Origin of the sequence: Pseudomonas putida, from assembly GCF_009883635.2 — a bacterium.
In the GTDB taxonomy this organism is placed as follows: domain Bacteria; phylum Pseudomonadota; class Gammaproteobacteria; order Pseudomonadales; family Pseudomonadaceae; genus Aquipseudomonas; species Aquipseudomonas putida_W.
Map to the genome: position 1 here is coordinate 621,525 of NZ_CP026115.2, position 22,677 is coordinate 644,201.

General features: G+C 65.7%; 20 protein-coding genes. 4 read left to right on the top strand and 16 right to left on the bottom strand.

The window, feature by feature from the left end; translation table 11 throughout:
- The first annotated feature begins 1 nt into the window (after position 1).
- Both C2H86_RS02905 and C2H86_RS02910 read left to right on the top strand, forming a co-directional pair.
- On the top strand, positions 2-1,021 hold the full coding sequence (locus tag C2H86_RS02905; RefSeq protein ID WP_159411364.1) for an ABC transporter permease: 1,020 nt from the start codon (positions 2-4) through the stop codon (positions 1,019-1,021).
- Position 1,022: 1 nt separating this feature from the next.
- A complete protein-coding gene (locus tag C2H86_RS02910; RefSeq protein WP_159411365.1) occupies positions 1,023-2,621 on the top strand; it encodes an ABC transporter ATP-binding protein in 1,599 nt (532 codons plus the stop codon).
- Positions 2,622-2,786: 165 nt separating this feature from the next.
- Here C2H86_RS02910 and C2H86_RS02915 read toward each other — a convergent pair whose 3' ends face one another.
- Positions 2,787-3,170, bottom strand: a complete 384-nt coding sequence (locus C2H86_RS02915) for a GFA family protein (protein WP_159411366.1) — start codon at positions 3,168-3,170, stop codon at positions 2,787-2,789.
- 184 nt (positions 3,171-3,354) lie between these two features.
- Here C2H86_RS02915 and C2H86_RS02920 point away from each other — a divergent pair, with 184 nt between their 5' ends.
- Positions 3,355-6,285 carry an aminotransferase gene (locus tag C2H86_RS02920; RefSeq protein ID WP_159411367.1) on the top strand — a complete coding sequence of 977 codons (2,931 nt, stop codon included), beginning with the start codon at positions 3,355-3,357 and terminating at the stop codon, positions 6,283-6,285.
- A gap of 3 nt (positions 6,286-6,288) precedes the next feature.
- Here C2H86_RS02920 and C2H86_RS02925 read toward each other — a convergent pair whose 3' ends face one another.
- On the bottom strand, positions 6,289-7,548 hold the full coding sequence (locus C2H86_RS02925; RefSeq protein ID WP_159411368.1) for a flavin monoamine oxidase family protein: 1,260 nt from the start codon (positions 7,546-7,548) through the stop codon (positions 6,289-6,291).
- 53 nt (positions 7,549-7,601) lie between these two features.
- Here C2H86_RS02925 and C2H86_RS02930 point away from each other — a divergent pair, with 53 nt between their 5' ends.
- A complete protein-coding gene (locus tag C2H86_RS02930; protein ID WP_110639044.1) occupies positions 7,602-8,507 on the top strand; it encodes a LysR family transcriptional regulator in 906 nt (301 codons plus the stop codon).
- A 135-nt stretch (positions 8,508-8,642) separates the two neighbouring features.
- Here the strand turns inward: C2H86_RS02930 and C2H86_RS02935 are convergent, their stop codons facing one another.
- The 14 genes from C2H86_RS02935 to C2H86_RS03000 form a co-directional block, all read right to left on the bottom strand.
- The gene (locus C2H86_RS02935) at positions 8,643-9,338 is read right to left on the bottom strand and encodes a response regulator (protein ID WP_159411369.1); all 696 of its coding nucleotides are present in this window, start codon (positions 9,336-9,338) and stop codon (positions 8,643-8,645) included.
- Positions 9,335-11,989, bottom strand: a complete 2,655-nt coding sequence (locus tag C2H86_RS02940) for a sensor histidine kinase (protein WP_159411370.1) — start codon at positions 11,987-11,989, stop codon at positions 9,335-9,337. Before C2H86_RS02940 ends, C2H86_RS02935 begins: the two co-directional genes overlap by 4 nt.
- A gap of 123 nt (positions 11,990-12,112) precedes the next feature.
- Entirely contained in the window at positions 12,113-12,658 is a 546-nt protein-coding gene (kdpC, locus tag C2H86_RS02945) for a potassium-transporting ATPase subunit KdpC (protein ID WP_159411371.1), read from the bottom strand.
- Positions 12,659-12,668: 10 nt separating this feature from the next.
- Positions 12,669-14,723 (bottom strand): potassium-transporting ATPase subunit KdpB, encoded by a 2,055-nt coding sequence (gene kdpB, locus C2H86_RS02950; RefSeq protein WP_159411372.1) that lies wholly within the window; start codon positions 14,721-14,723, stop codon positions 12,669-12,671.
- A gap of 10 nt (positions 14,724-14,733) precedes the next feature.
- The gene (gene kdpA, locus C2H86_RS02955; RefSeq protein ID WP_159411373.1) at positions 14,734-16,428 is read right to left on the bottom strand and encodes a potassium-transporting ATPase subunit KdpA; all 1,695 of its coding nucleotides are present in this window, start codon (positions 16,426-16,428) and stop codon (positions 14,734-14,736) included.
- Positions 16,429-16,437: 9 nt separating this feature from the next.
- Positions 16,438-16,527 carry a K(+)-transporting ATPase subunit F gene (gene kdpF, locus C2H86_RS02960; RefSeq protein WP_033696222.1) on the bottom strand — a complete coding sequence of 30 codons (90 nt, stop codon included), beginning with the start codon at positions 16,525-16,527 and terminating at the stop codon, positions 16,438-16,440.
- A 117-nt stretch (positions 16,528-16,644) separates the two neighbouring features.
- Entirely contained in the window at positions 16,645-17,691 is a 1,047-nt protein-coding gene (locus C2H86_RS02965) for an AI-2E family transporter (protein ID WP_159411374.1), read from the bottom strand.
- 12 nt (positions 17,692-17,703) lie between these two features.
- Entirely contained in the window at positions 17,704-18,498 is a 795-nt protein-coding gene (locus tag C2H86_RS02970; RefSeq protein ID WP_159411375.1) for a DUF4892 domain-containing protein, read from the bottom strand.
- Between the two features lie 109 nt (positions 18,499-18,607).
- Positions 18,608-19,462, bottom strand: coding sequence for an alpha/beta hydrolase (locus C2H86_RS02975; protein ID WP_159411376.1), 855 nt, complete (start codon positions 19,460-19,462; stop codon positions 18,608-18,610).
- Positions 19,459-20,247, bottom strand: coding sequence for an alpha/beta fold hydrolase (locus C2H86_RS02980; RefSeq protein WP_159411377.1), 789 nt, complete (start codon positions 20,245-20,247; stop codon positions 19,459-19,461). The genes C2H86_RS02975 and C2H86_RS02980 overlap by 4 nt, the downstream gene beginning before the upstream one ends.
- A 92-nt stretch (positions 20,248-20,339) precedes the next feature.
- On the bottom strand, positions 20,340-20,726 hold the full coding sequence (locus tag C2H86_RS02985; RefSeq protein WP_205524594.1) for a hypothetical protein: 387 nt from the start codon (positions 20,724-20,726) through the stop codon (positions 20,340-20,342).
- A gap of 98 nt (positions 20,727-20,824) precedes the next feature.
- Positions 20,825-21,283 carry a phosphohistidine phosphatase SixA gene (sixA, locus tag C2H86_RS02990; RefSeq protein WP_159411379.1) on the bottom strand — a complete coding sequence of 153 codons (459 nt, stop codon included), beginning with the start codon at positions 21,281-21,283 and terminating at the stop codon, positions 20,825-20,827.
- Positions 21,280-21,627: a DUF4389 domain-containing protein gene (locus C2H86_RS02995; RefSeq protein ID WP_159411380.1), complete on the bottom strand. Its 348-nt coding sequence runs from the start codon at positions 21,625-21,627 to the stop codon at positions 21,280-21,282. The genes sixA and C2H86_RS02995 overlap by 4 nt, the downstream gene beginning before the upstream one ends.
- Before the next feature lie 15 nt (positions 21,628-21,642).
- Positions 21,643-22,668 (bottom strand): NAD(P)H-dependent glycerol-3-phosphate dehydrogenase, encoded by a 1,026-nt coding sequence (locus tag C2H86_RS03000; RefSeq protein WP_159411381.1) that lies wholly within the window; start codon positions 22,666-22,668, stop codon positions 21,643-21,645.
- Positions 22,669-22,677: the final 9 nt, after the last annotated feature.

A 22,677-nucleotide genomic window follows, 5' to 3' on the forward strand; every position in this document is an offset into this window, starting at 1 on the left:
CATGGCCTTGTCCCCCCTCAACCGCCGGCGCTTCGAGCGCTTCAAGGCCAACCGCCGAGGCTGGTGGTCACTGTGGCTGTTCCTGATCCTGTTCGGCCTGAGCCTGGGCGCCGAGCTGATTGCCAACGACAAGCCGATTGCCGTGCGCTACGACGGCTCGTGGTACTTCCCGGCATTCAAGCGCTACCCGGAAACCACCTTCGGTGGCGAATTCCCGCTGGAGGCCAACTACAAGAGCCCGTACATCCGCGACCTGCTGGAGAAGAAAGACAGCTTGGTGGTCTGGGCGCCGATCCCGTTCAGCTACCAGAGCATCAACTACGACCTGCGCGTACCGGCTCCGGCGCCGCCCTCGGCGGACAACTGGCTGGGTACCGACGACCAGGGCCGCGACGTGCTGGCGCGGGTGATCTATGGCTTCAGGGTGTCGGTGCTGTTCGCACTCACCCTGACCCTGCTCAGTTCCATCGTCGGCGTCATCGCCGGTGCCCTGCAGGGTTTCTACGGTGGCTGGGTCGACCTTGCCGGGCAACGCTTCCTGGAAATCTGGTCCGGTCTGCCGGTGCTGTACCTGTTGATCATCCTTGCCAGCTTCGTGCAGCCCAACTTCTGGTGGTTGCTGGGCATCATGCTGCTGTTCTCGTGGATGAGCCTGGTGGACGTGGTGCGCGCCGAGTTCCTGCGCGGGCGCAACCTGGAATACGTGCGCGCGGCCCGCGCCCTGGGCATGCGCAACGGCGCGATCATGTACCGGCACATCCTGCCCAATGCCATGATTTCGACCATGACCTTCATGCCGTTCATCCTCACCGGTGCCATCGGCACCCTGACTGCGCTGGACTTCCTCGGCTTCGGCCTGCCCCCCGGCGCACCGTCGCTGGGCGAGCTGGTGGCGCAAGGCAAGTCCAACCTGCAAGCCCCGTGGCTGGGCATCAGCGCCTTCGCCGTGCTGGCGATCATGCTGAGCCTGCTGGTATTCATCGGCGAATCCGCCCGCGATGCCTTCGACCCGAGGAAGTGAAATGAGCGAACAGAACCTGATCGAAGTGCGCGACCTGGCGGTGGAGTTTGTCACCGGCGAGCAAGTCAACCGGGTGGTCGACGGCATCAGCTTCGACATCCGCAAGGGCGAAACCCTGGCCCTGGTCGGCGAAAGCGGCTCGGGCAAATCCGTCACCGCGCACTCGATCCTGCGCCTGCTGCCCTACCCGCTGGCCCGCCACCCCAGTGGCAGCATCCGCTATGAAGGCAAGGACTTGCTGCAGCAGAACGAGAAGACCCTGCAGCGTATTCGCGGCAATCGCATCGCGATGATCTTCCAGGAGCCGATGACCTCGCTGAACCCGCTGCACTGCATCGAGAAGCAGATCAACGAAATCCTCCTGCTGCACAAGGGCCTGACCGGCAAGGAAGCGACAGCGCGCACGCTGGAACTGCTGGAATTGGTCGGCATCCCCGAACCGCGCAAGCGCCTGAAGGCGCTGCCCCACGAGCTGTCCGGCGGCCAGCGCCAGCGGGTGATGATCGCCATGGCCCTGGCCAACGAGCCGGAGCTGTTGATTGCCGACGAGCCGACCACGGCGCTGGATGTGACCGTGCAGCTGAAGATCCTCGACCTGCTGAAAAAGCTGCAGGCAAAGTTAGGCATGGCCTTGCTGCTGATCAGTCACGACCTCAACCTGGTACGCCGCATCGCCCACCGCGTGTGCGTGATGCAGCGCGGGCAGATCGTCGAACAGGCCGAATGCGCCAGGCTATTCAGTGCCCCGCAGCATCACTACACGCAGATGCTGATCAATGCCGAGCCCAGCGGGCTGCCGGCGCATAACCCGGTGGGTGCGCCATTGCTGGAGGTGAATGACCTGAAGGTCTGGTTCCCGATCAAAAAGGGGCTGTTGCGCAAGACGGTTGACCACGTGAAGGCGGTGGACGGGATCAACTTCAGCCTGCCCCAGGGGCAGACGCTGGGGATTGTCGGCGAATCCGGGTCGGGCAAGTCGACACTGGGGCTGGCGATTCTGCGGTTGATCTCCAGCCAAGGCGGTATCCGCTTTCATGGCCAACAGCTCGAAGGGATGAACCAGAAGGCAGTGCGGCCGCTGCGGCGGGAAATGCAGGTGGTGTTCCAGGACCCCTTTGGCAGCCTGAGCCCGCGCATGTGTGTTGCAGACATCGTCGGCGAGGGGTTGCGGATTCACAAGATCGGCACGCCTGAGGAGCAGGAAGCCGCAATCGTTGCGGCGCTGGAGGAAGTGGGGCTGGACCCGCGCACCCGCCATCGCTACCCCCATGAGTTTTCCGGCGGCCAGCGCCAGCGCATCGCCATTGCCCGGGCACTGGTGTTGAAGCCGGCGTTGATTCTGCTGGATGAACCGACCTCGGCGCTGGACCGCACGGTGCAGCGGCAGGTGGTGGAGTTGCTGCGCAACCTGCAGGCCAAGTACAACCTGACGTACCTGTTCATCAGCCATGACCTTGCGGTGGTCAAGGCGCTGAGCCACCAGTTGATGGTGATCAAGCATGGGCATGTGGTGGAGCAAGGGGATGCGCGGGAGATCTTCCATGCGCCGCAACATGTTTATACGAAACAATTGTTGGAAGCGGCGTTTCTGGTGGAGTGATACGGGGGCCTGGCTGCGGAATGCATGAAGGCTTACAGGTGTCTGCCGAGAGATTTGCAGCGCCTATTAGATCGAGCGCCGCACGGGCGGCGCTCGATCTCAGCTACTTTGCAAAAACCAAGGCATGCACCTGCCAGCCCTACTGCAATCCCTTGGCAGGCCCGCTCACCCGGCGAGTGAACACCAGCCCACCACCACACCCGTGTGAACATGCTTTTGCTTGCCAGGCCTGAACGGCGTATCCAGTGCTCCCAACGCAATGGAAATCCAATCTGAATACTCGCCTGATGACCGAGACCAGAACAAACTGGATCCACAACGCGAACAAAACTCACGCCGCACCGCCTCCGAAGAGGCATAGCCCCTGAGAATCTCAGCACCACAAAGCAACCGCATCGCCCCCCGCGGCACGCTGCCATAACTGGCAAACGCCGCCCCGTGCCCTTTGCGGCACTGGCTGCAATGGCAATGACTCACGGCCTTGGGCGCAGTCCGCAACTCATAGCGTACGCCGCCACACAGGCAGCTCCCCTGATAATGCTCCGTCATGGGTCACTCCATCCCAGGAAACCAGCGAGCTTAACCTTGTCCCCTCGCCTGCGGAATACGCGACGCCATGACCGGGGCTCCGACGACTTCATTCATCAGAAATTCTGATCACGATCGTCTTTCATCATCAGCCAGATCGGGAATAGATTCTCTCCGTCAACTCCCTGCAGCAACGGTAGAACCCATGTCCAGCCAACAACAAAAGCCCGCCTCCCCAGCCCTCGACACGCTGATCCAGCGTTCCGGCCTGCCCAGTCCCTCTCTCAGCGAAGCCCAAGCGCATAAGCTGCTGCAGGCGCACTACGGCCTGGATGGCGACCTGACTGCGCTGGGCAGCCAGCAGGACCTGAATTTCCGCGTGGACACAGCGCAAGAGCGCTTCGTGCTCAAGGCCTGCCATGGCAGCTACGCCGAAGTCGAACTGCAGGCGCAGCACGCTGCACTGGCCTACCTGCGCGAGCAGGGCCTGCCAGTGCCTGCCGTGCAAGCTGCGTATAATGGCGAAACCTTGCTGGCAGTGGACATCGACGGGCAACCCCTGCGGGTGCGCCTGCTCGACTACATCGACGGCCAGCCAGTGACCCGCCTCAAGCACATGCCGCCACGCCTGATGGCTGAACTGGGCAGGCTGTGCGCACGGCTCGACCTGGCCTTGGTCGACTTCGACCACCCTGGCCTGGAGCGCACCCTGCAATGGGACCCGCAACATGCCCAGGCGCTGATCGAACACCTGCTGCCAATGCTGCAGGACGCCGGGCAACGCGCCCGCATCGAACAGGCCACCCGTGTGGCCAGCGAGCGTCTCGCACCCTTGGCGGAGCGGCTGCCGACCCAGGCCGTGCACCTCGACATCACCGATGACAACACCGTGTGGGCCCGCGACAACCAGCGCCAATGGCAACTGCAGGGCGTGATCGACTTCGGCGACCTGTCGCGCACCTGGCGCATCGCCGACCTGTCGGTGACCTGCGCGGCGCTGCTGCACCATGCCGAAGGTGACCCGCTGCGTATCCTGCCCGCGATCAGCGCCTACCAGGCCCTCAACCCGCTGACCGAGGCCGAGCTGCGTGCCTTGTGGCCGTTGGTACTGAACCGTGCGGCGGTGCTGGTGCTGAGCAGCGCGCAGCAACTGGCCGTGGACCCGGACAACCAGTACACCCGCGACAACGTCGCCCATGAATGGGAAATCTTCGATACCGCCACGGCCGTGCCATTCGCCTTGATGGAGGCGGCCATCCTTCAGGCGGCCGGCCTGCAAGCCGATGCCGCCGACCTGACGGGCTGTGCGCCGCTGCTACCTGAGCTGGCCGGGCAACCGGTCAGGCGCATCGACCTGGGCGTGCTCAGCGCGCACTGCGAAGTTGGCAACTGGGAACAGGCGGGCTTCGACCAGCACATGCTGAGCGCGCAACCTGCACCGGCCTGCAGCCTGCACGGCCAGTATCGCCTGTCACAAACCCATGTCGATCGCCCCGAAGAACCGGCCACCTGCGCGCTGGGCGTAGAGCTGCATGTGCCCAATGGCAGCCCGGTCCAGGCGCCCGAAGCAGGCATCTGGCAACGTCACGGCGACGGCCGCGGCTGCCTGCGCACGCCACTTTGGGCCTTGTGGTTGCAAGGCCTGGAGCAGGCCCCGGCGGATGGCCAGGCCGTGACGAAAGGGCAATCGCTAGGCAGCAGTTGCGGCTTCCTCAGTGTCCAGCTGTGCCTCGACACCCATATCCAACCGCCCTTCTTCGCCACCCCGTCGCAAGCTGACGCCTGGCTGGCCCTGTGCCCGTCGCCTGCCGCGCTGCTGGGCTTCGATTGCGACGCCGAACCGTTGCCCGACCCGCAGACCCTGTTGGCCCGTCGCGACGCCAGTTTCGCCCGCTCGCAGAAGCACTACTACGCGCAACCGCCGCAGATCGAACGCGGCTGGCGCAACTACCTGATCGACCTGCAGGGTCGCTCGTACCTGGACATGCTCAACAACGTCGCCGTGCTGGGCCACGGCCACCCGCGCATGGTCGCCGAATCGGCGCGCCAGTGGTCGCTGCTCAACACCAACTCGCGCTTCCACTACGCTGCCATCACCGAGTTCTCCGAGCGCCTGCTCGACCTCGCGCCCGAGGGCTTCGACCGGGTATTCATGGTCAACAGCGGTACCGAGGCCAACGACCTGGCGATCCGCCTGGCATGGGCCTACAGCGGTGGCCGTGACCTGCTCAGCGTGCTGGAGGCCTACCACGGCTGGTCGGTGGCCACCGATGCCATTTCCACCTCGATCGCCGACAACCCGCAGGCCTTGGAAACCCGCCCTGACTGGGTGCACCCGGTGGAGGCACCGAACACCTTCCGCGGCCGCTTCCGCGGTGCCGACACGGCGGCCGACTACCTGCGCGACGTCGACGCCAAGCTGGCCGACCTCGATGCCCGTGGCCGCCAGCTGGCCGGCATCATCTGCGAGCCGGTGTACGGCAATGCCGGGGGTATTTCGCTGCCGGCCGGTTACCTGCGCGACGCCTATGCCAAGGTCCGCGCCCGCGGTGGCGTGTGCATCGCCGACGAGGTGCAGGTCGGCTACGGCCGCCTGGGCGAGTACTTCTGGGGCTTCGAGGAACAAGGCGTGGTGCCCGACATCATCACCATGGCCAAGGGCATGGGCAACGGCCAGCCGCTGGGGGTGGTGATTACCCGCCGCGAGATCGCCGAGGCACTGGAGGCCGAGGGCTACTTCTTCTCCTCGGCCGGCGGCAGCCCGGTCAGCTGCCGCATCGGCATGGCGGTGCTGGACGTTATGCAGGAGGAAGGCCTGTGGGACAACGCCCGCGACACCGGGCGCTATTTCAAGGCGCGCCTGCAGGCGCTGGTCGACAAGCACCCGCTGGCTGGCGCGGCCCATGGTTTAGGTTTCTACCTGGGGCTGGAACTGGTGCGCAACCGTGAAACCCTGGAGCCGGCCACCGAGGAAACCATGCTGCTGTGCGACCGCCTGCGCGAACTGGGAATCTTCATGCAGCCGACCGGCGACTACCTGAACATCCTCAAGATCAAGCCGCCGATGTGCACCACCCGGGCCAGCGTCGACTACTTTGTCGACAGCATCGACCGGGTGCTTGGCGAAGGGCTGTAACTGTCAAGGTGTGGGCCCCAACGCTGCGGCCCACGCCTGCAACGCCTCGCAGGCCGCCATGGCGATCTGCTCATCGGTGCGCCCGGTAAACTGCCGCTCGATCGCATCGGCGGCAATCAACCCGGCAATGGTGGGCTTGCCCACCGCGTCGGTCAGGTCCAGCCACTCCCCCCAACTGGCAGGCTCGTCGTACCAGCGCAGGTAGCCCGAGGAGGATCGCGGCCACCAACGCTCATCGAATTGCAGAATCACCTTTTCCAGCTTGCCCATTGCCAAGTGTGCCAGCGCTTGTTGCTGGGCGTCTGGTAGCGCGGGGTTGAAGTGCAGCGCTTTCAACACGCCCAGAGGGACTGTACAAATGCAGAAATCGCACGACTGGTCATTGACCACGACCTTCGCGCCTGACCAGTCGATGGACGTCACCGGACTGTTCAGGCGAATATCCAGCCCCTGCGCCAGGCAATCTACAAGTTCGCTGTACCCACCGGGCAGCATGCGATCCCCATGCCCGACACCCCCTTCGTCCAGAGCGCAGACCGACAACTGCTTCACGGGCAGGCACGCTTCCAGTACCAGGTTGCCGTCGATGGCAAATTGCGTCGCTCGCGCGTGCGCTGGGTCGAGGCAGGCCATGTAGCGGTCGATGGCATCAGACAAGGGCAAACGCCGATCGATATTTTCCGTCAGGGCCAACCAGGCACCGTCGATGTCAGGCAGCACCCCGCCGCGTGCAGCAGCGAGCGGGTTGCCAAAGTCGGTCTCGACGCAAGCCAACCCCTGCTGCAGGGCAAGGGCGGCCAAAGGGTTGTCGGCGAAATGCTGAAGCCATGCAGCACCTTCATCTGCCCACACGCCACCCAGTTCGATAGTGTGCGTGCGCCCACCCGTTCGCCCCCTGGCCTCCAGAACGACGCATTCGATGCCTTGCTCGCGCAAGGACCGCGCAGCAGCCAGCCCCGCGCACCCAGCGCCGATCACGATCACCTTGCGAGCGCCGGCATTCAAAGCCGCCCCGGCAGCACGCAGGCCATCTTCCCATGCTCCATGGGTCATCGCCGGAGCAGTGGCGCTACAGGCCTCCCCGGCGATGACCAGCCGCTTCTCCAGCACCTGGCCAAGGACTGACCGGTGTTGTCCGGTCCCCCCTGGCAGCAGTGCGCTGTAGGCACCGAGGCTGAACGGGTCTGCACTCCAGTGGGTGACATGCCATGCGACGGGTCTTTGCACCTGCTTCTCCTTGGCGGGATTGTCCGAGTCGTGCATTAATGTTCATAATTTCCAACCACAAAAGACAATTATCATCAGGTTTACTGACAATGGCCTTTACCAGCGACTCCCTGGCAATTTTCCTTGCAGTCATGGATGCCGGGTCGTTTTCTGCAGCTGCTCGGAAGCTGGGGCGTGTACCGTCGGCCGTGAGCATGGCGATCGCGCAACTGGAAGCCGAGCTGGACCTGGCCCTGTTCGACCGGGCTACACGTAAAGCCCTGCCTACCAGTGCTGCCCTGGCGCTGGAGCCGCAAGCCAGGCAGGTGATCTGCCAGCTCAACCTGCTCGACGCCCAAGCCCTGCAACTGCACCAGGGGCTGGAAAAACGCCTGACCATCGCCATGGCCCCGGAGCTGCAGACCGGCCGCTGGAGCCAGCCGCTGGAAACCCTGGCGAAGGAGTTTCCCAGCCTGGAGATCGAAGTGCGCTCGGCGACCCAGACCGAAGCGGTGCGTTTGCTGCATGAAGGCAGCGTACAACTGGCGCTGGTGTTCGAACGGCCAGGGATCGATGAGCGCGAATCCTTTCTCGAAGCGGGCAGCCAACTGCTGGTGGCTGTCGCTTCACCGCGTCACCCCGCTGGCAGCAACAGCGGTACACCGCTACCTGAGGAAGCGTTTGCCGAACAGCGGCAGATCATCGTGGCTTCGGGCAAAGCCACCGGCTCGGACCCGCGCATGGTGCTGTCGCGGCGGATATGGTTGACCGACAGCTATTTGGCGACGCTCGACCTGGTGCAGTCCGGCCTGGGCTGGGCCTACTTGCCGCAGCCGCTGGTGGAGCCGTTGATTGCTTCGGGGGCACTGGCCGAGGTGCGGTTTGATAACATGGCCAGCCGCTTGCGGCTGTGGGTGGACATCATCTGGCTGAAACCACGGCCATTGGGCCTGGGTGCCAGGCGCTATCTGGAGGTCATGCGCCAGCTGTTCGAAAAGGAACCCCCCAGGGCCTGATATCACGCATATCTCCTGTAGGAGCGGGCTTGCCCCGCGAACACCGGCTTAGCCGGTGCCATCCCGCGATATGCATGGCACCGGCTCCGCCGGTGTTCGCGGGACAAGCCCGCTCCTACAGGGGTTCAGTGTCATTCATGAGAGTGGAGCCACCAGGCGGTAACCCACTCCGGCCTCGGTAATGATGAACCGGGGCGCCGTCGGATCATCGCCGAGCTTCTGCCGCAAATGCCCCACCACGATCCGCAGGTAGTGGGTGTCGTCGACATGGGTCGGCCCCCAGATGTCCTTGAGCAATTGTTGCTGGGTAATCACCCGCCCCGGGTGCCCCGCCAGTTGTGCAAGCAGCGCGTACTCCTTGCGCGTCAGTGCGATCTCCAGGCCATCCAGCGTCACTTTGCGAAAGGCGAAGTCCACCACCAGCGGTCCGAAGCTCGCCGTCACTTCGCTACCGCCCGACTGCGGTACCTGGCGCAGCAGCGCGCGTACCCGGGCCAGAAACTCCTGGATGCCAAAGGGCTTGGTCACATAGTCATTGGCACCGCCATCCAGCGCATCGACCTTCTGAACCTCGCTGGCCCGCACCGACAACACCAGCACCGGCACCGCGCTCCACTCGCGCAACTCACGCAGCACTTGCTGGCCGTCCATGTCGGGCAGGCCGAGGTCGAGCACCACCAGGTCGGGCTTGGCCAGCGCGGCCTGGGCCAGGCCTTCGCTGCCGGTGGCGGCTTCGATCACCTTGTAGCCTTGGGAGCTGAGGCTGATGCGCAGGAACTTGCGGATCTGTGGTTCGTCGTCGATGACCAACAGGGTGGCGGACTGGCTCATGGAGTTTCGCTTTCGGCTTCGGGTTGCTGGGGCAGCGGCAAGCATAGAGTGATGCAGGTGCCGTGGCCATCGATGCCTTCGCCCACCAGGATTTGCCCGCCGTGGGCACCGATCATGCCCTGGCAGATCGCCAGGCCCAGGCCGGTGCCCTGGCCGCCGCGATCACCACGGGCAGCGGTGTAGAACATGTCGAAGATCTTCTCGCGTTCGGCTACCGGGATGCCGGGCCCCTGGTCGCTGACGGCGAAGTGCAGTTGCTCGTCGTGCACCGAAACCTGCAGCTCCAGACGGCCTTGGGCGGGCGAGAAGCGTGCAGCGTTTTCCAGCACATTGATCAGCGCCTGCTCGATCAGCGCGGCATGCACGAACAGCAACGGCAGCTCGCCGGGCACCTCGGTGTGTACGTGCAACGGTGCCAGCACTGCGCGCAGCCGATTGAGGGCACTGCCGACAATGTCGGCCGGGGCCACCCAGTCGCGGGCAAGCTTGAGCCCGCCGTGGCCGAGGCGGGTCATGTCGAGCAGGTTCTGGATGTAACGGTCCAGGCGTTCGGCTTCGTTGCGCGTGCCTTCGAGCAGCTCGCGGCGATCTTCGACCGGGATCGCCTCGCCCAGCGCCAGCAGGCTGTCGATGCTGCCGCGCATGGCCGTCAGCGGGGTTCGCAGGTCGTGGGACACGGAGGCGAGCAAGGCACTGCGCAGCTGTTCGGTTTCGCCATGCAGGCGCGCGGCTTCGAGCTGTTCGGCCAGGCGGGCACGGGCCAACGCCTGGGCCAGGGGTTGGCCGAGGGCCATCAGCAGGTGCCGACGCTGGGCACTCAGCGGTTCGCCAGAGCGCGGGCGCACACCGAGCAGGGCCAGGGGCTGATCGTCAACCGCCAGCGGCCACCACCACCAGCGCCCGTTGGGCAAGGTATCACTGCCGTGGCCAGCGGCTTGGCCATGCTGCCAGGCCCACTCCGCGGCGGCACGCTCGTTGTCGCTCAAGGCCTGGGCTTCGCCGCTCGCCAGGTGCAGCAGCCCTTCGCTGTTGCGCTCCAGCAGGCACACCTGCACCTCTTTCCAGCCATTGAGGTGGCGACCGGCGGCGTTGAACACGGCCTGGCGGTCAGTGGCCACGGTCAGCCGGCGCGACAGGTCGAGCAGCTGGTTGGTCTGGGCCTGGGTTTCGCGCAGGGCCTGCAGCTGGCTGCGCTGGCGGGCCGCGAGGTTGCCGGTGAGGGCCGCCATGAGCAGGAAGAACACCAGCGTCAGCACATCTTCCTCGCGCTGGATGCTGAACGAGAAATTCGGCGGAATGAACAGGAAGTCGTAGGTCAGGAACGACAGTGCCGCACAGGCCAGCGCCGGGCCCAGGCTGCTGCGCACGGCCACCAGCAGCACGGCGGCAAGGAACACCAGCGAGATGTTGGGCAGCGCCAACATGCTCGACACGCCCCAGGCCAGGCAAGCGGCCAGCACCGTGGCCACCAGCGCCAGCAGGTAGTGGCGCCAGACCCACACCCGGCTGACCGCCGCACGCGCCGGCCGTGCCTGGCTGTCGCGGTCGAGCACGTTGATCTCCAGGCCATGGCTTTCGCGCAGCAGCCGGGTGGCGACGCCGGCGCCAAACAGGCGACGGCGCAGCCGGTCACGGGATTGCCCGACCAGCACCAGGCTGGCGCGACGCTCGGCGGCGTGCTGGATCAAGGTCCGCGCCACTTCGCCGGCACGCAGCAACACCACCTCGCCCCCCAGGCGCTCGGCCAGTTGCTGGGCCGCCTGCAGGCGCTGGCGGGCGGCTTCGTCACGCAGCCGGCCGTTGTCGACGTGCACCAGGCTCCACGGCAGGTGGCGGCGCTGGGCAACACGGCTGGCGTGGCGCACCAGGCGCTCGGCCTGCTCATCGCCATCCACGCCCACCAGCAGGCGCCCACGCAAGGCAGGCGCCGCTTCGCCACGCAAACGGTAACCGTGGGCCAGGTCGGCGTCGACCTGGGCGGCGGCAGTCTGCATGGCCAGCTCGCGCAGGGCGGTGAGGTTGGTTTGCGAGAAGTACGCATCGATGGCCGCCCGTGCCTGCTCCGGCACGTACACCTTGCCTTCGCGCAGGCGTTCGAGCAGCTCGCGCGGCGGCAGGTCGATCAACACCAGCTCGAAGGCTTCCTGCAGCACCCAGTCCGGCAACGTTTCGCGCACCTGCACGCCGGTAATGCCGCGGACCTTGTCGTTGAGGCTTTCCAGGTGCTGGACGTTGACCGTGGTGTAGACGTCGATGCCGGCGGCGAGCAGCTCCTGCACGTCCTGCCAGCGCTTGGCGTGACGGCTGCCGGGGGCGTTGGTGTGGGCCAGTTCGTCGACCAGGGCCAAGGTCGGGGCAGCCTTGAGCAGGCCGTCGAGGTCCATTTCCTCGAGGGTGACGCCACGGTACTCGCTGCGTAGCAACGGCTGCTGGAGCAGGCCGCCGAGCAGCGCTTCGGTTTCACTGCGGCCGTGGGTTTCGACTACCCCGGCCAGCACTTGCACGCCCTGGCGTTGCTGGGCGTGGGCGGCCTGGAGCATGGCGAAGGTCTTGCCCACACCGGGGGCGGCGCCGAGGAAGACCTTGAGCCGACCGCGACCGCTGCGTGGGAGGGTGGCCAACAGCGCATCTGCGCGGGTGGAGTCACTCATGTTTCATCCTTTGTTTTGCATTTGCTTCTCTGGCCTCATCGCGAGCTTTGCTCGCTCCTACGGGGGATTGCGTTCGCCCGTAGGAGCGAGCAAAGCTCGCGATGAGGCCCGCAACCCAACCCATCAGAGGCGATCAAGCGCCTGGTTCAAAGCCAGTACATTGACCACCGGTGGCCCGATCAATGGGTGGAGGGTGGCCTCTTCCAGCAAGGCTTGCAAGCGCTCCACCGGCACCTGCCGCGCCGCCGCTACGCGAGGGATCTGGTAGGCCACTGCTTGCGGTGGCAAGTGCGGGTCAAGGCCGCTGCCCGAGGTGGTCAGCAAGGCCTGCGGCACCGGCCCCAACTGTGCCTGGTATAGCGCTGCAGCATCGCCCTTGACCCGCTCGGCCAGCGCCGGGTTGCTTGGTGCCAGGTTGCTCGCGCTACTGGCCACGGTGACAAAAGCACCCGCCGAGGGCCGTGAATGGAACCAGCCATCACCCTGAAAATCCTGGGCGATCAAGGCCGAACCTCGCACCTGCCCGCGCTCATCGCGCACCAGGCTGCCATTGGCCTGCTCGGGAAATGCCAGCTGGGAAACCCCGGTCACCGCCAGCGGGTACAGCGCGCCAGTGACTACCGTCATCAGCAGGATCAGGCTTAACGCCGGGCGTACGTAACTGTTCATGGTGGCCTCCTCAGACCAGATGCAAGGCATTGAGCAGCAGGTCGATCAGCTTGATCCCGGCAAACGGCACGATGATGCCGCCCAGCCCGTAGATCAGCAGGTTGCGCCGCAGCAGGTGCGCCGCGCTCGCCGCCTGCACGCGCACGCCGCGCAGTGCCAGCGGGATCAGCACGATGATGATCAGCGCGTTGAACACGATGGCCGAGAGGATCGCGCTCTGCGGGCTGGCCAGGTGCATCAGGTTGAGCACGCCGAGCTGCGGGTAGATGGCGGCAAACAGCGCCGGCAGGATGGCGAAGTACTTGGCCACGTCGTTGGCGATGGAGAAGGTGGTCAGCGCTCCGCGAGTCACCAGCAGTTCCTTGCCCACCTGGACCACGTCCAGCAGCTTGGTCGGGTCGCTGTCCAGGTCGACCATGTTGGCCGCCTCGCGCGCCGCCTGGGTGCCATCGTTCATGGCCATGCCGACGTCCGCCTGGGCCAGCGCGGGGGCGTCGTTGGCGCCGTCGCCGCACATCGCCACCAGGCGGCCGTCGTTCTGCTCCTGGCGGATGCGGGCCAGTTTCTTCTCCGGCGTGGCTTCGGCGAGCACATCGTCCACGCCGGCTTCGGCGGCGATGGCCGCAGCGGTCAACGGGTTGTCACCGGTCACCATCACGGTGCGGATGCCCAGCTTGCGCAGCTCGGCAAAACGCTCGCGGATGCCCGGCTTGACCACGTCCTTGAGGTGGATCACGCCGAGCAGGCGCTTGTCCAGGCAAACCAGCAGCGGGGTGCCGCCGCTCTGGGCGATGCGCTCCACCTCACGGGCCAAGGCCGTGGGCAGGTCCAGGCGCTGCATGCCGACGAAGGCCAGTACGGCGTCGACGGCGCCCTTGCGGTAGCGGTGCTGCTGGAAGTCGATACCTGACAGGCGCGTCTCGGCACTGAAGGCGATGGCCTGGTACTGCCCGGGCGACGGCTCGACGAAGTCGTGCAACTGGCGCAGGTATTCGACGATCGACTTGCCCTCGGCGGTGTCATCGGCCAGCGAGGCCAGCAAGGCACCCTCCCCCAGCTCCTTGGCGGTCACGCTCGGGGCCGCATGCAGGGCGCTGCAGCGGCGGTTGCCGAAAGTGATGGTGCCGGTCTTGTCGAGCATCAACGTATGCACGTCGCCGGCCGCCTCCACTGCGCGGCCGGAGCGGGCGATCACGTTCAGCCGCACCAGGCGGTCCATGCCGGCGATGCCGATGGCCGAAAGCAGGCCGCCGATGGTGGTCGGGATCAGCGTCACCAGCAGCGCGGCGAGGAAGATAAGCGGCAGGCTGCCGCCGGCAAAATGCGCGAACGGCTGCAGGGTCACCACCACGATCAGGAAGATCAGGGTCAGGCCGATCAGCAGGATGTCGAGGGCGACTTCGTTGGGGGTCTTCTGCCGCTTGGCGCCTTCGACCAGGGCGATCATGCGGTCCAGGGTCGACTCACCGGGGTTGCTGGTGATGCGGATGAGCAGCCAGTCGGAGACCAGCCGGGTGTTGCCGGTGACGGCCGAGCGGTCGCCGCCGGACTCACGGATGACCGGCGCGGACTCGCCGGTGATGGCCGCTTCGTTGACCGCCGCGATGCCTTCGAGCACCTCGCCGTCACCGGGGATCATCTCGCCGGCCACTACACGTACCACATCGTCCTTGCGCAGCGCCGTGGCCGCGATGCTTTCGAAACTGCCATCGCGTTTGCGGCGCTGTGCCGTCAGCCCCTGGCTACCGGCCTTGAGGCTGTCGGCGCGAGCCTTGCCACGGCCCTCGGCGAGGGCCTCGGCAAAGTTGGCGAACAGCACTGTGAACCACAGCCACAGGGCAACCTGCGCGGCGACGCCGGTGCTGACGCCATTGCCGGGGGCGAAACACAGCGCGGTGGTGAGGATGGCCGTCAGGGCGACCACCAGCATCACCGGCGCCCGTTTGAGCTGACGCGGGTCGAGCTTGACGAAGGCCTGCACCAGCGCCGGCCGCCACAGGGCCGCGAAGCGGGTCTGGTCCTTGGCACTGTGTGAGGCGTTCACTTCAGGAATGGGCATGTTCATGGATGATTCCTCAGAAACCCAGGCTCAGTTGTTCGGCGATCGGCCCGAGGGCCAGGGTCGGCAGGAAGGTCAGGCCACCGACCAGCAGGATGGTCACCAGCAACAGGCAGGCGAACAGCGGGCCGTGGGTGGGAAAGCTGTTGCTGCCCTGGGGCGCGCTCTTCTTCGCCGCCAGGCTGCCGGCCAGGGCCAGGATCGGCAGGATGTAGCCGAAGCGGCCGATCAGCATGGCCAGGCCGATCATCACGTTGTGGAACACCGTGTTGGCGCCAAACCCGGCGAATGCCGAGCCGTTGTTGGCGGTGGCCGAGGTATAGGCATACAGCAGCTGGCTGAAGCCGTGGGCGCCCGGGTTGCTTACCGCGCTGGCTGGCCCTGGCAGGCTGGCGGCGATGGCCGCAAGTACCAGCACGCCGACTGGCATCACCAGCAGGGTGGCCACCAGCAGCTGTACTTCCCGCGCCTGCAGTTTCTTGCCCAGGTATTCTGGCGTACGGCCTATCATCAACCCCGCCAGGAACACTGCGATCAGCACGAACAGCAACATGCCGTAGAGCCCGGCGCCGACGCCGCCGAAGATCACTTCGCCCACCATCATGTTGACCATCGCGACCATGCCGGTCAGCGGGTTGAGGCTGTCGTGCATGGCATTGACCGAGCCGTTCGAGGCCGCCGTGGTGGTCACGGTCCACAGCACCGAGGCGGCGGTGCCGAAGCGGCTCTCCTTGCCCTCCATGGGCGCGCTCTGCTGCACTTGGGCGCTTTCCAGCGCCGGGTTCGGCTGGTACTCCGACCACAGTGCGGTAGCGCCGCCAAGCAGGAACAGGCCAAGCATGCAGGCAATGATGGCGCGGCTCTGGCGCAGGTCCTTGACGTAGTGCCCAAAGGTGAACACCAGCGCCACCGGGATCAGGATGATCGAGGCCACCTCGAACAGGTTGCTCCAGGCCGTGGGGTTTTCGAACGGGTGCGCCGAGTTGACCCCGAAGAAGCCGCCACCGTTGGTGCCCAGCTGCTTGATGGCGATCTGGCTGGCGGCCGGGCCCAGTGGAATGGTCTGGTCGGCGCCTTGCAGGGTCACGGCATGGGCGTAGTCGGCGAAGGTCTGCGGCACGCCCTGCCACACCAGCAGCAGAGCGAGCAGCAGGCACAGCGGCAGCAGGCCGTAGAGGGTGGCCCGGGTCATGTCGACCCAGAAGTTGCCCAGGCTGGTGGTGGAACGGCGGGCAATGCCGCGGCACAGCGCAACCAGCACGGCCAGGCCAGTGGCAGCGCTGACGAAGTTCTGTACGGTCAGGCCGAGCATCTGGCTCAGGTAGCTGACCGACGCCTCACCGCTGTAGGCCTGCCAGTTGGTGTTGGTGACGAAGCTCACTGCCGTGTTGAAGGCCAGCGACCATTCCTGGCCGGGCAGGTGCTGCGGGTTGAGTGGCAGGTAGCCTTGCAGCAGGAGCACGCTGAACAGCAGCAGGAAGCCGGCCAGGTTGAAGGCCAGAAGCGCCAGCGTGTACTGCTTCCAGTTCTGCTCCTGGTCGGCGCGCACGCCGGCCAGGCGATAGCAGCCCTGCTCCACGGGGCCCAGCATGGGCGTCAGCCAGGTGCGCTGCCCTTCCATGACCTTGTAGTAGAAACGCCCGAGCCAGGGTGCCGGTAGCAGCACGATGGCGAAAAAAGCCACTAGCAACAAGTAATCGTAACTGTGCATGGCCGCTCCCTAGCTGCGATCGGCGCGCAGCAGCGCTACCAGCAGGTAAACCGCCAATGCCACTGCCAGTAGCAGTGACAACCCGTCGAGCATGTACATGAGTGCAACTCCCCCGTGGTGCGGCCTGGGCCGCTTTGGGGGAATTGTCTGAGGGAGGGGCGTAAAGGGACGAGACCGGAGGGAGGGACTGGCTATAAAGAATGCGTAAAAACAGCCTTACTGTGGGGTTTGCGCCGAGTTACGGCTCCAGTCCAGCAGCAGGCTGTAACCGACTGCCAACAAGGTCGGCCCGATGAACAGGCCGATAAAGCCGAATGCCAGCAAACCGCCGAACACACCCAACAGCACGATCACCAGCGGCAGGTTGCCGCCGCGGCTGATCAGGTACGGCTTGAGCACGTTGTCCACGCCGCTGATGACGAAGGTGCCCCAGATACCGAGGAAAACCGCCATGCCGTATTCGCCCTTCCACACCAGCCAGCCCGTCGCCGGAATCCATGCCAGCGGCGGCCCCATCGGGATCAGGCTGAGCATGAAGGTCACCAGGCCCAGCACGATCGCCCCGGGTACTCCGGCAATCAGGAAACCGATCAGTGCCAGCAGCGCCTGGGCTGCCGCCGTGCCGATCACACCGTTCACCACCCGCTGGACGGTCCCGGCCACCAGCTCCAGGTAGTAATCGGCTCGCTCGCCCACCAACCGGTTCAGCAGCCGCAGCACGAAAGCCGACAGCCGCGGCCCGTCACGGTAGAAGAAGAACACGAACACCAGGCTCAGGGTCAGCTCCAGCACACCGCTGCCGATCTGCGCACTGCGCGCCAGCAGCCAGTTGCCCACCTGCCCCAGGTACGGTTTCATCGACGCCAGCAAGGCCGCACCTTGCTGATCGAGGGATTGCCACCAACTGACCAGGCGCTCACCCACGAAGGGAATGCCGCCCAGCCAGTCAGGTGCATCGGGCAGGCCATCGACCTGCACGTCACGCACAAAGGCGGTGGCGTCGCGAATGTGGTCGGCCAGGTTGAAGCCCAGCCACACCAGCGGCAAGGCAACGATCAGGATCCAGGCAGTGGTCAGCAGGCTGGCGGCCAGGGTTTCACGCCCCCCCAGCACACGCGTCAGCAGGCGCATCAGCGGCCAGCTGGCAAACGCCAGGATAGCCCCCCACAGCAGCGCGGAGATGAACGGCGCCATGACCCACAGGGCGGCGCCTAGCAGCGCCAGCAGCAGAATCTGGATCAGCAGGCGGTCATTATTGGCCATGGTGGCGCTCACTCAACGGATCAGCTCCAGATGCAGACCATCGGTGGGCGCACTGCCGACTTCGAGCCGGCCATCACGCACACCCGCCTTGACCAGTTGCTCGCGCCAGGCCTCGGCCTGGACGCCACTCAGGCTCGCGCGCAAGGTGCTGTCGAGGTTCAGGCTGCGCGCCAGCAAGGTCACCCAGCTGTCCTGCGGCGCAGCCAGGTCAGGGTAGTCGAGCTTACCGGTGTCGCGCATTTCGCGCAGCACCGTGGCAGCAGTGGGCAGTATCTCGCCCAGCGGGCTGCTGGCGACGAATTCTTCCACATGCAGATAGGCGCGGCGGTTGCCACGGGTAACGCTGTAAAGCGCGACCAGGGTGTCGGCTTCTTCGGCCGAGCGACGCAGCAGGATGAACGCCTGCTGCTCGTCACCGCCGTTCAACCGGGCATTGGCAAACACGTCGTTGGCCCACAGGCTGCCTTCACCGCAATCGCGGCCCTGGCACCAGAACAACGGGTAGCCGCCATCCTGCTGCAGCGCTTCGCGTGCGCTGGTGAAGGCTTCGCGGGCGCTACGCTCCACCGGCAGCTCGTAGGTGACCGAGCTGACCTGGCCACGGCTTTCGATCTTGTCTTCGACACGCAGCCGGCCGCTGATCTTGCGCAGCGGGCCCATGGGGTAGACACGTTCCTGCTCCACGGCCGGGCGCTGGTCGACCATCTTGGCGTCCACCGGCACGGGCAGGCTGCCGGCCCACAGCAAGGGGCTGGCCAACACGAGGCAGGTGGCGATGGCAGTACGGATGGAAACGGGGGCGCTCATCGGCGACCCATGCGGCGCGACGCGCCGGGTTGAAGCTCCAGGATGTCTGGCAGTTGCATTGTTGTCTCCCTGTTCAACCCGCCAAGCCTCGACACTTGTCCGGTGCAAGTCAAGCAAAGCCAAAGAAGCGATTGAAACAGTCTGCGACAAGGGTCGCGCCCACTTCGTCGTTCAGGTGCAGGTGATGCCCACCGGGCAACACAGTCTGCTCAAAGGGTAGCTGCTCCAGCAGTTCGGTGTGGCGCACCAGCATGCCGTCGGCCGCCACCACCAGGCTGGCCGGGCAGCTCACTCGCCGCACGTAGACCATGGCCTGGGCCTGGCTCAGGCGCACCGGCGATGGCAAGGTCAAGCGGCTGTCGCTGCGCCAGCTGTAACCACCAGGCACCGGCATCAGGCCGCGCTGGGCCAGGCGCTCGGCGGCTTCGCGGCTGACCGCGACCATACCCTTCATGCGCGCCTGCACGCCCTCCTCCAGGGTCGGGTAAACGGACTTGCGCTTGCCATCGAGGCGCAGCTGGGCCTGCAGGGCCATGCCCAGGCGCTCGCCGGCATCCTGCTCGGCGCCGGTCGGGGGAATGACACCGTCGATCAGGGCGAGGTGGCTGACCCGGTCTGGCAAGGCGCCGGCCAGTTGCACCGAAATGATCGCGCCCAACGAATGCCCGAGCAGGGCAAAACGCTGCCAGCCCAGCTGCTCGGCCACCCGCAGCACATCGTGAGCGTAATCGGCCAAGGCATAACCCGCGCCCAATGGGCGATGCTCGGAATAACCGTGCCCGGCCAGGTCGAGGGCGACGATGCGCAGACCCTTCAACTGCGGGGCCAGGCGGGAGAAGCTGTTGGCGTTGTCCAGCCAGCCGTGCAGGGCGATCACCGGCAGGCCATCCTCCGGGCCGAACAGGTGCGCGGCCAGCTCGATATGGCCCAGGCTCAGGCGCACTTCCTCGACCTGCGCGCTCATGCCTGGCTCCAGCGGTCGAACAGGCCCTTGATCAGGCTGGCGGTGTCGGTCGGCCGCTCCAGCGGGAACATGTGCCCGCCCGGCACGCTGTGGTACTCGCCCCGCGGCATGCCGCGCACCGCCAGTGCATGGTGACGGCGGATGACGTTGCTGCGCTCGCCACGCACCATTGCCAAGGGCACCTGCAACTGGCGCGCAGGCGCCGGGCTGGCGTGCGGGATATTGCGGTAGATGCTTATCTCGGTGGCCGGGTCGAAGCGCAAGCGCAAGCCCTCCTCGTCCGTTTGCAGGCCATGCTCGAGGTAGGCTTCCAGGCAATCCGGGTCGAAGTGGCGGAACAGCGACTTGCTGGCAAAATAGTCACGCGCGCTGTCACGGTCGGCAAACGCTTCACGTCGCCCGAGAGTCCGGCCAGCCGGGGTGATGCGGTCGATGAAGCCAAAGCGCTTGGCGGTGCGCAGCAGCCACTGGTCTGCGCGGGTCAATAACGGTGAGTCGAGCATCACCACGCCGCGGTACAACTCGGGCCGGCGCAAGGCGGCGTGCAGGTGCAGCACGCCGCCCAGCGAATGGCCGACGCCCCACACTGGCGCCGCCTGCTGCGCCAGGTGATACAGCAGTTCGTCGACCAGCTGCTGCCAGTTGTCGTCCACCGGAAAGCGCGGGTCATGGGCGTGCTGGGCCAGATGACTGACCTGATAATCCGGCGCCAGTGCGGCGAACAGCTTGCCGTAGGTGGCCGAGGGAAAACCGTTGGCATGGGCGAAGAAGATCTGCTGCGACATGGCGCCTGGTCCGGACGGGGATGATGGCTCATTGTCGGCATCGCGCCGGCACTCGGCAACGTTTGTAAAGGTCATCGCCAAGGGCAATCAGGTCACGCCGACTGGTCGAAGCTGGCCAGCGAACGGCGCAGACAGGCTTGCATGTAGGCAATCTGACTCTCCAGCGCCTCACGGGCCAGGCTCTGCTCCTGGAGGTCGAGTTGCAGTCGGCGCAGGGCCAGGCAGCTGGTTTGCAGCAGCAGAGACATGCGCATGCAGGATTTCTGCAGATCGCGCAGGTCCTGTTCGACCAACTGGTTGTCACTGGGGTGCTGCTCGACCTTGTTACGGACTATGCCCATCAGGTGATAGAGCTTGGCGTCGGCGGCCTCGCGCAACAGCGCGTACTGGGCGAAATCGAGACGTTGGTCACGCTGCACGGTTTCAATCGTGGGCTGCAGATCCAGAGAGCGCAAAAGCTCGTGCACCAACCCCCTCATTCAATGCTCCCTGCCCTGTCATCTGCCGTTCATCGTGACGCCAAGCATCTGTTGGATCCAAATGCCTGGCAACTGGCAAAAATGCCAGTTGCTTCCGCTCACACTGGCGAACTAAGCGCGCGCAACGTCATCAGCCCTGCCAGCGGCCAGTCGCCTTCCAGCTCCGCCAGGCTGGCGGTGCTCATGAGGGCAGGCTGCTGAACGTGGCCATGCTCGAGCATGCCGACCAGCGAACCCACCAGTGGCTGGTGGCTGACCAGCAATACATGCTCCAGGCCCAGGCGCTCGACCTCGCCGATCACCTGCCGCACGTCGCTTTCAGGTGTCAGCCACGGCACGGTGCGCACGGGCTCGGCGAAGCCCAGGGTGTCATGCACCAGCGCAGCCGTCTGCTGGGCCCGCACATACGGGCTGGCGATGATCGCCTGCAACGGCTGGCCCAGCAGCCGGGCCGCACTGTGCAGCACCTGCTCGCGGCCATGGCCGGTCAGGCGCCGCTCAGCGTCGGTGTTGGCGCGCGGCTCCGCCTCGCCGTGGCGCAGCACCCACAGCTTCACAGCTTAGGCTCCTCGTCACGCACCGGGTGCGGTGCCGGGGCCACCGCATGGGGGGCCTCGCCTTGCGGAGCACGGGCTGCTGGCCAGTCGGCGAACGGCCAGGGTTTCTGGTCCGTGTGGAAGGTACCGAAACGGCCGATCTGCGCCAGGTACTGGCTCAGGCTGTCACCGAAGTTCATCAGGCTGGCGCTTGGTGCGCCATACACCAGGCGGTAGATCAGTTGCACCAGTACCAGGCCACCGAGCAGCAGCTCGGCCAGTTGCCAGACCACCAGGAACACCAGCATCCACAGCACCCGCAGGATGATCGACTCGCGCTGGGCGCGCTCGGGTGTTTCGTTCATGTGCTGCTCCTTCGCTTAGTTGAAACCACTGATGGAAATGAAATCGACGTCGGTCTTGGGCTCGGCGCGCATCAGGTGCTCGATCACCTGGTTCAGCGTGCGGCCTTCGAACAGGATGGCGTGCAGGCCGGCCACCAGCGGCATGTAGACTTGCACTTCCTGGGCCTTGGCCTTGAGCACCTTGAGCGTATTGACCCCTTCGGCCACTTCGCCCAGGCGGCTGACGGCCTGCTCCAGGCTCAGGCCCTGGCCCAGGGCGTGGCCGACCTGGTAATTGCGGCTCTTGGGCGACGAGCAGGTGACGATCAGGTCACCGACACCCGCCAAGCCCAGGAACGTCATGGGGTTGGCCCCCTGGCTGACGGCAAAGCGGGTCATCTCGGCCAGCGCACGGGTGATCAGCATGCTCTTGGTGTTTTCGCCCATCCCCAGGGCCACAGCCATGCCGGCGATGATGGCGTAGACGTTCTTCAGCGCGCCGCCCAGTTCGACGCCGAAGCGGTCGCTGCTGGCGTAGACCCGGAACGTGCGCCCGTGCAGCACGGCCTGCACCCGCTGACACAGTGTTTCGTCTTCACTGGCGACCACGGTGGCGGTCAGTGCATGCTCGGCAATCTCGCGGGCCAGGTTGGGGCCGGAGAGCACACCGATGCGGGCTTCAGGGGCGATTTCCTCGAGTATCTGGCTCATCAGCTTGAAGCTCTGCGCTTCGATGCCCTTGGTCAGGCTGACCAGGTATTTGCCACGCAGCAGCTCGGCATGGGGCGCCAGCACGCTGCGCAGGGCACTCGAAGGCAGCGCGACGAAAATCAGGTCGCTGGCTTGCAAGGTGGCCAGCAGGTCGTTGACCGGCTCGACACCGTCCTTCAGGCGGATGCCCTTGAGGTAGCGAGGGTTCTCGCGATTGACCCGCATCGCCTCGGCCTGCTCGGGGTCGCGCATCCATTGACGCACCGGCACGCCATTCTCGGCCAGCAGGTTCGCCACGGCGGTGCCGAAGCTGCCGCCTCCCAGAACTGCAACAGGTTGCTGTTCAGTCATATTCAATCC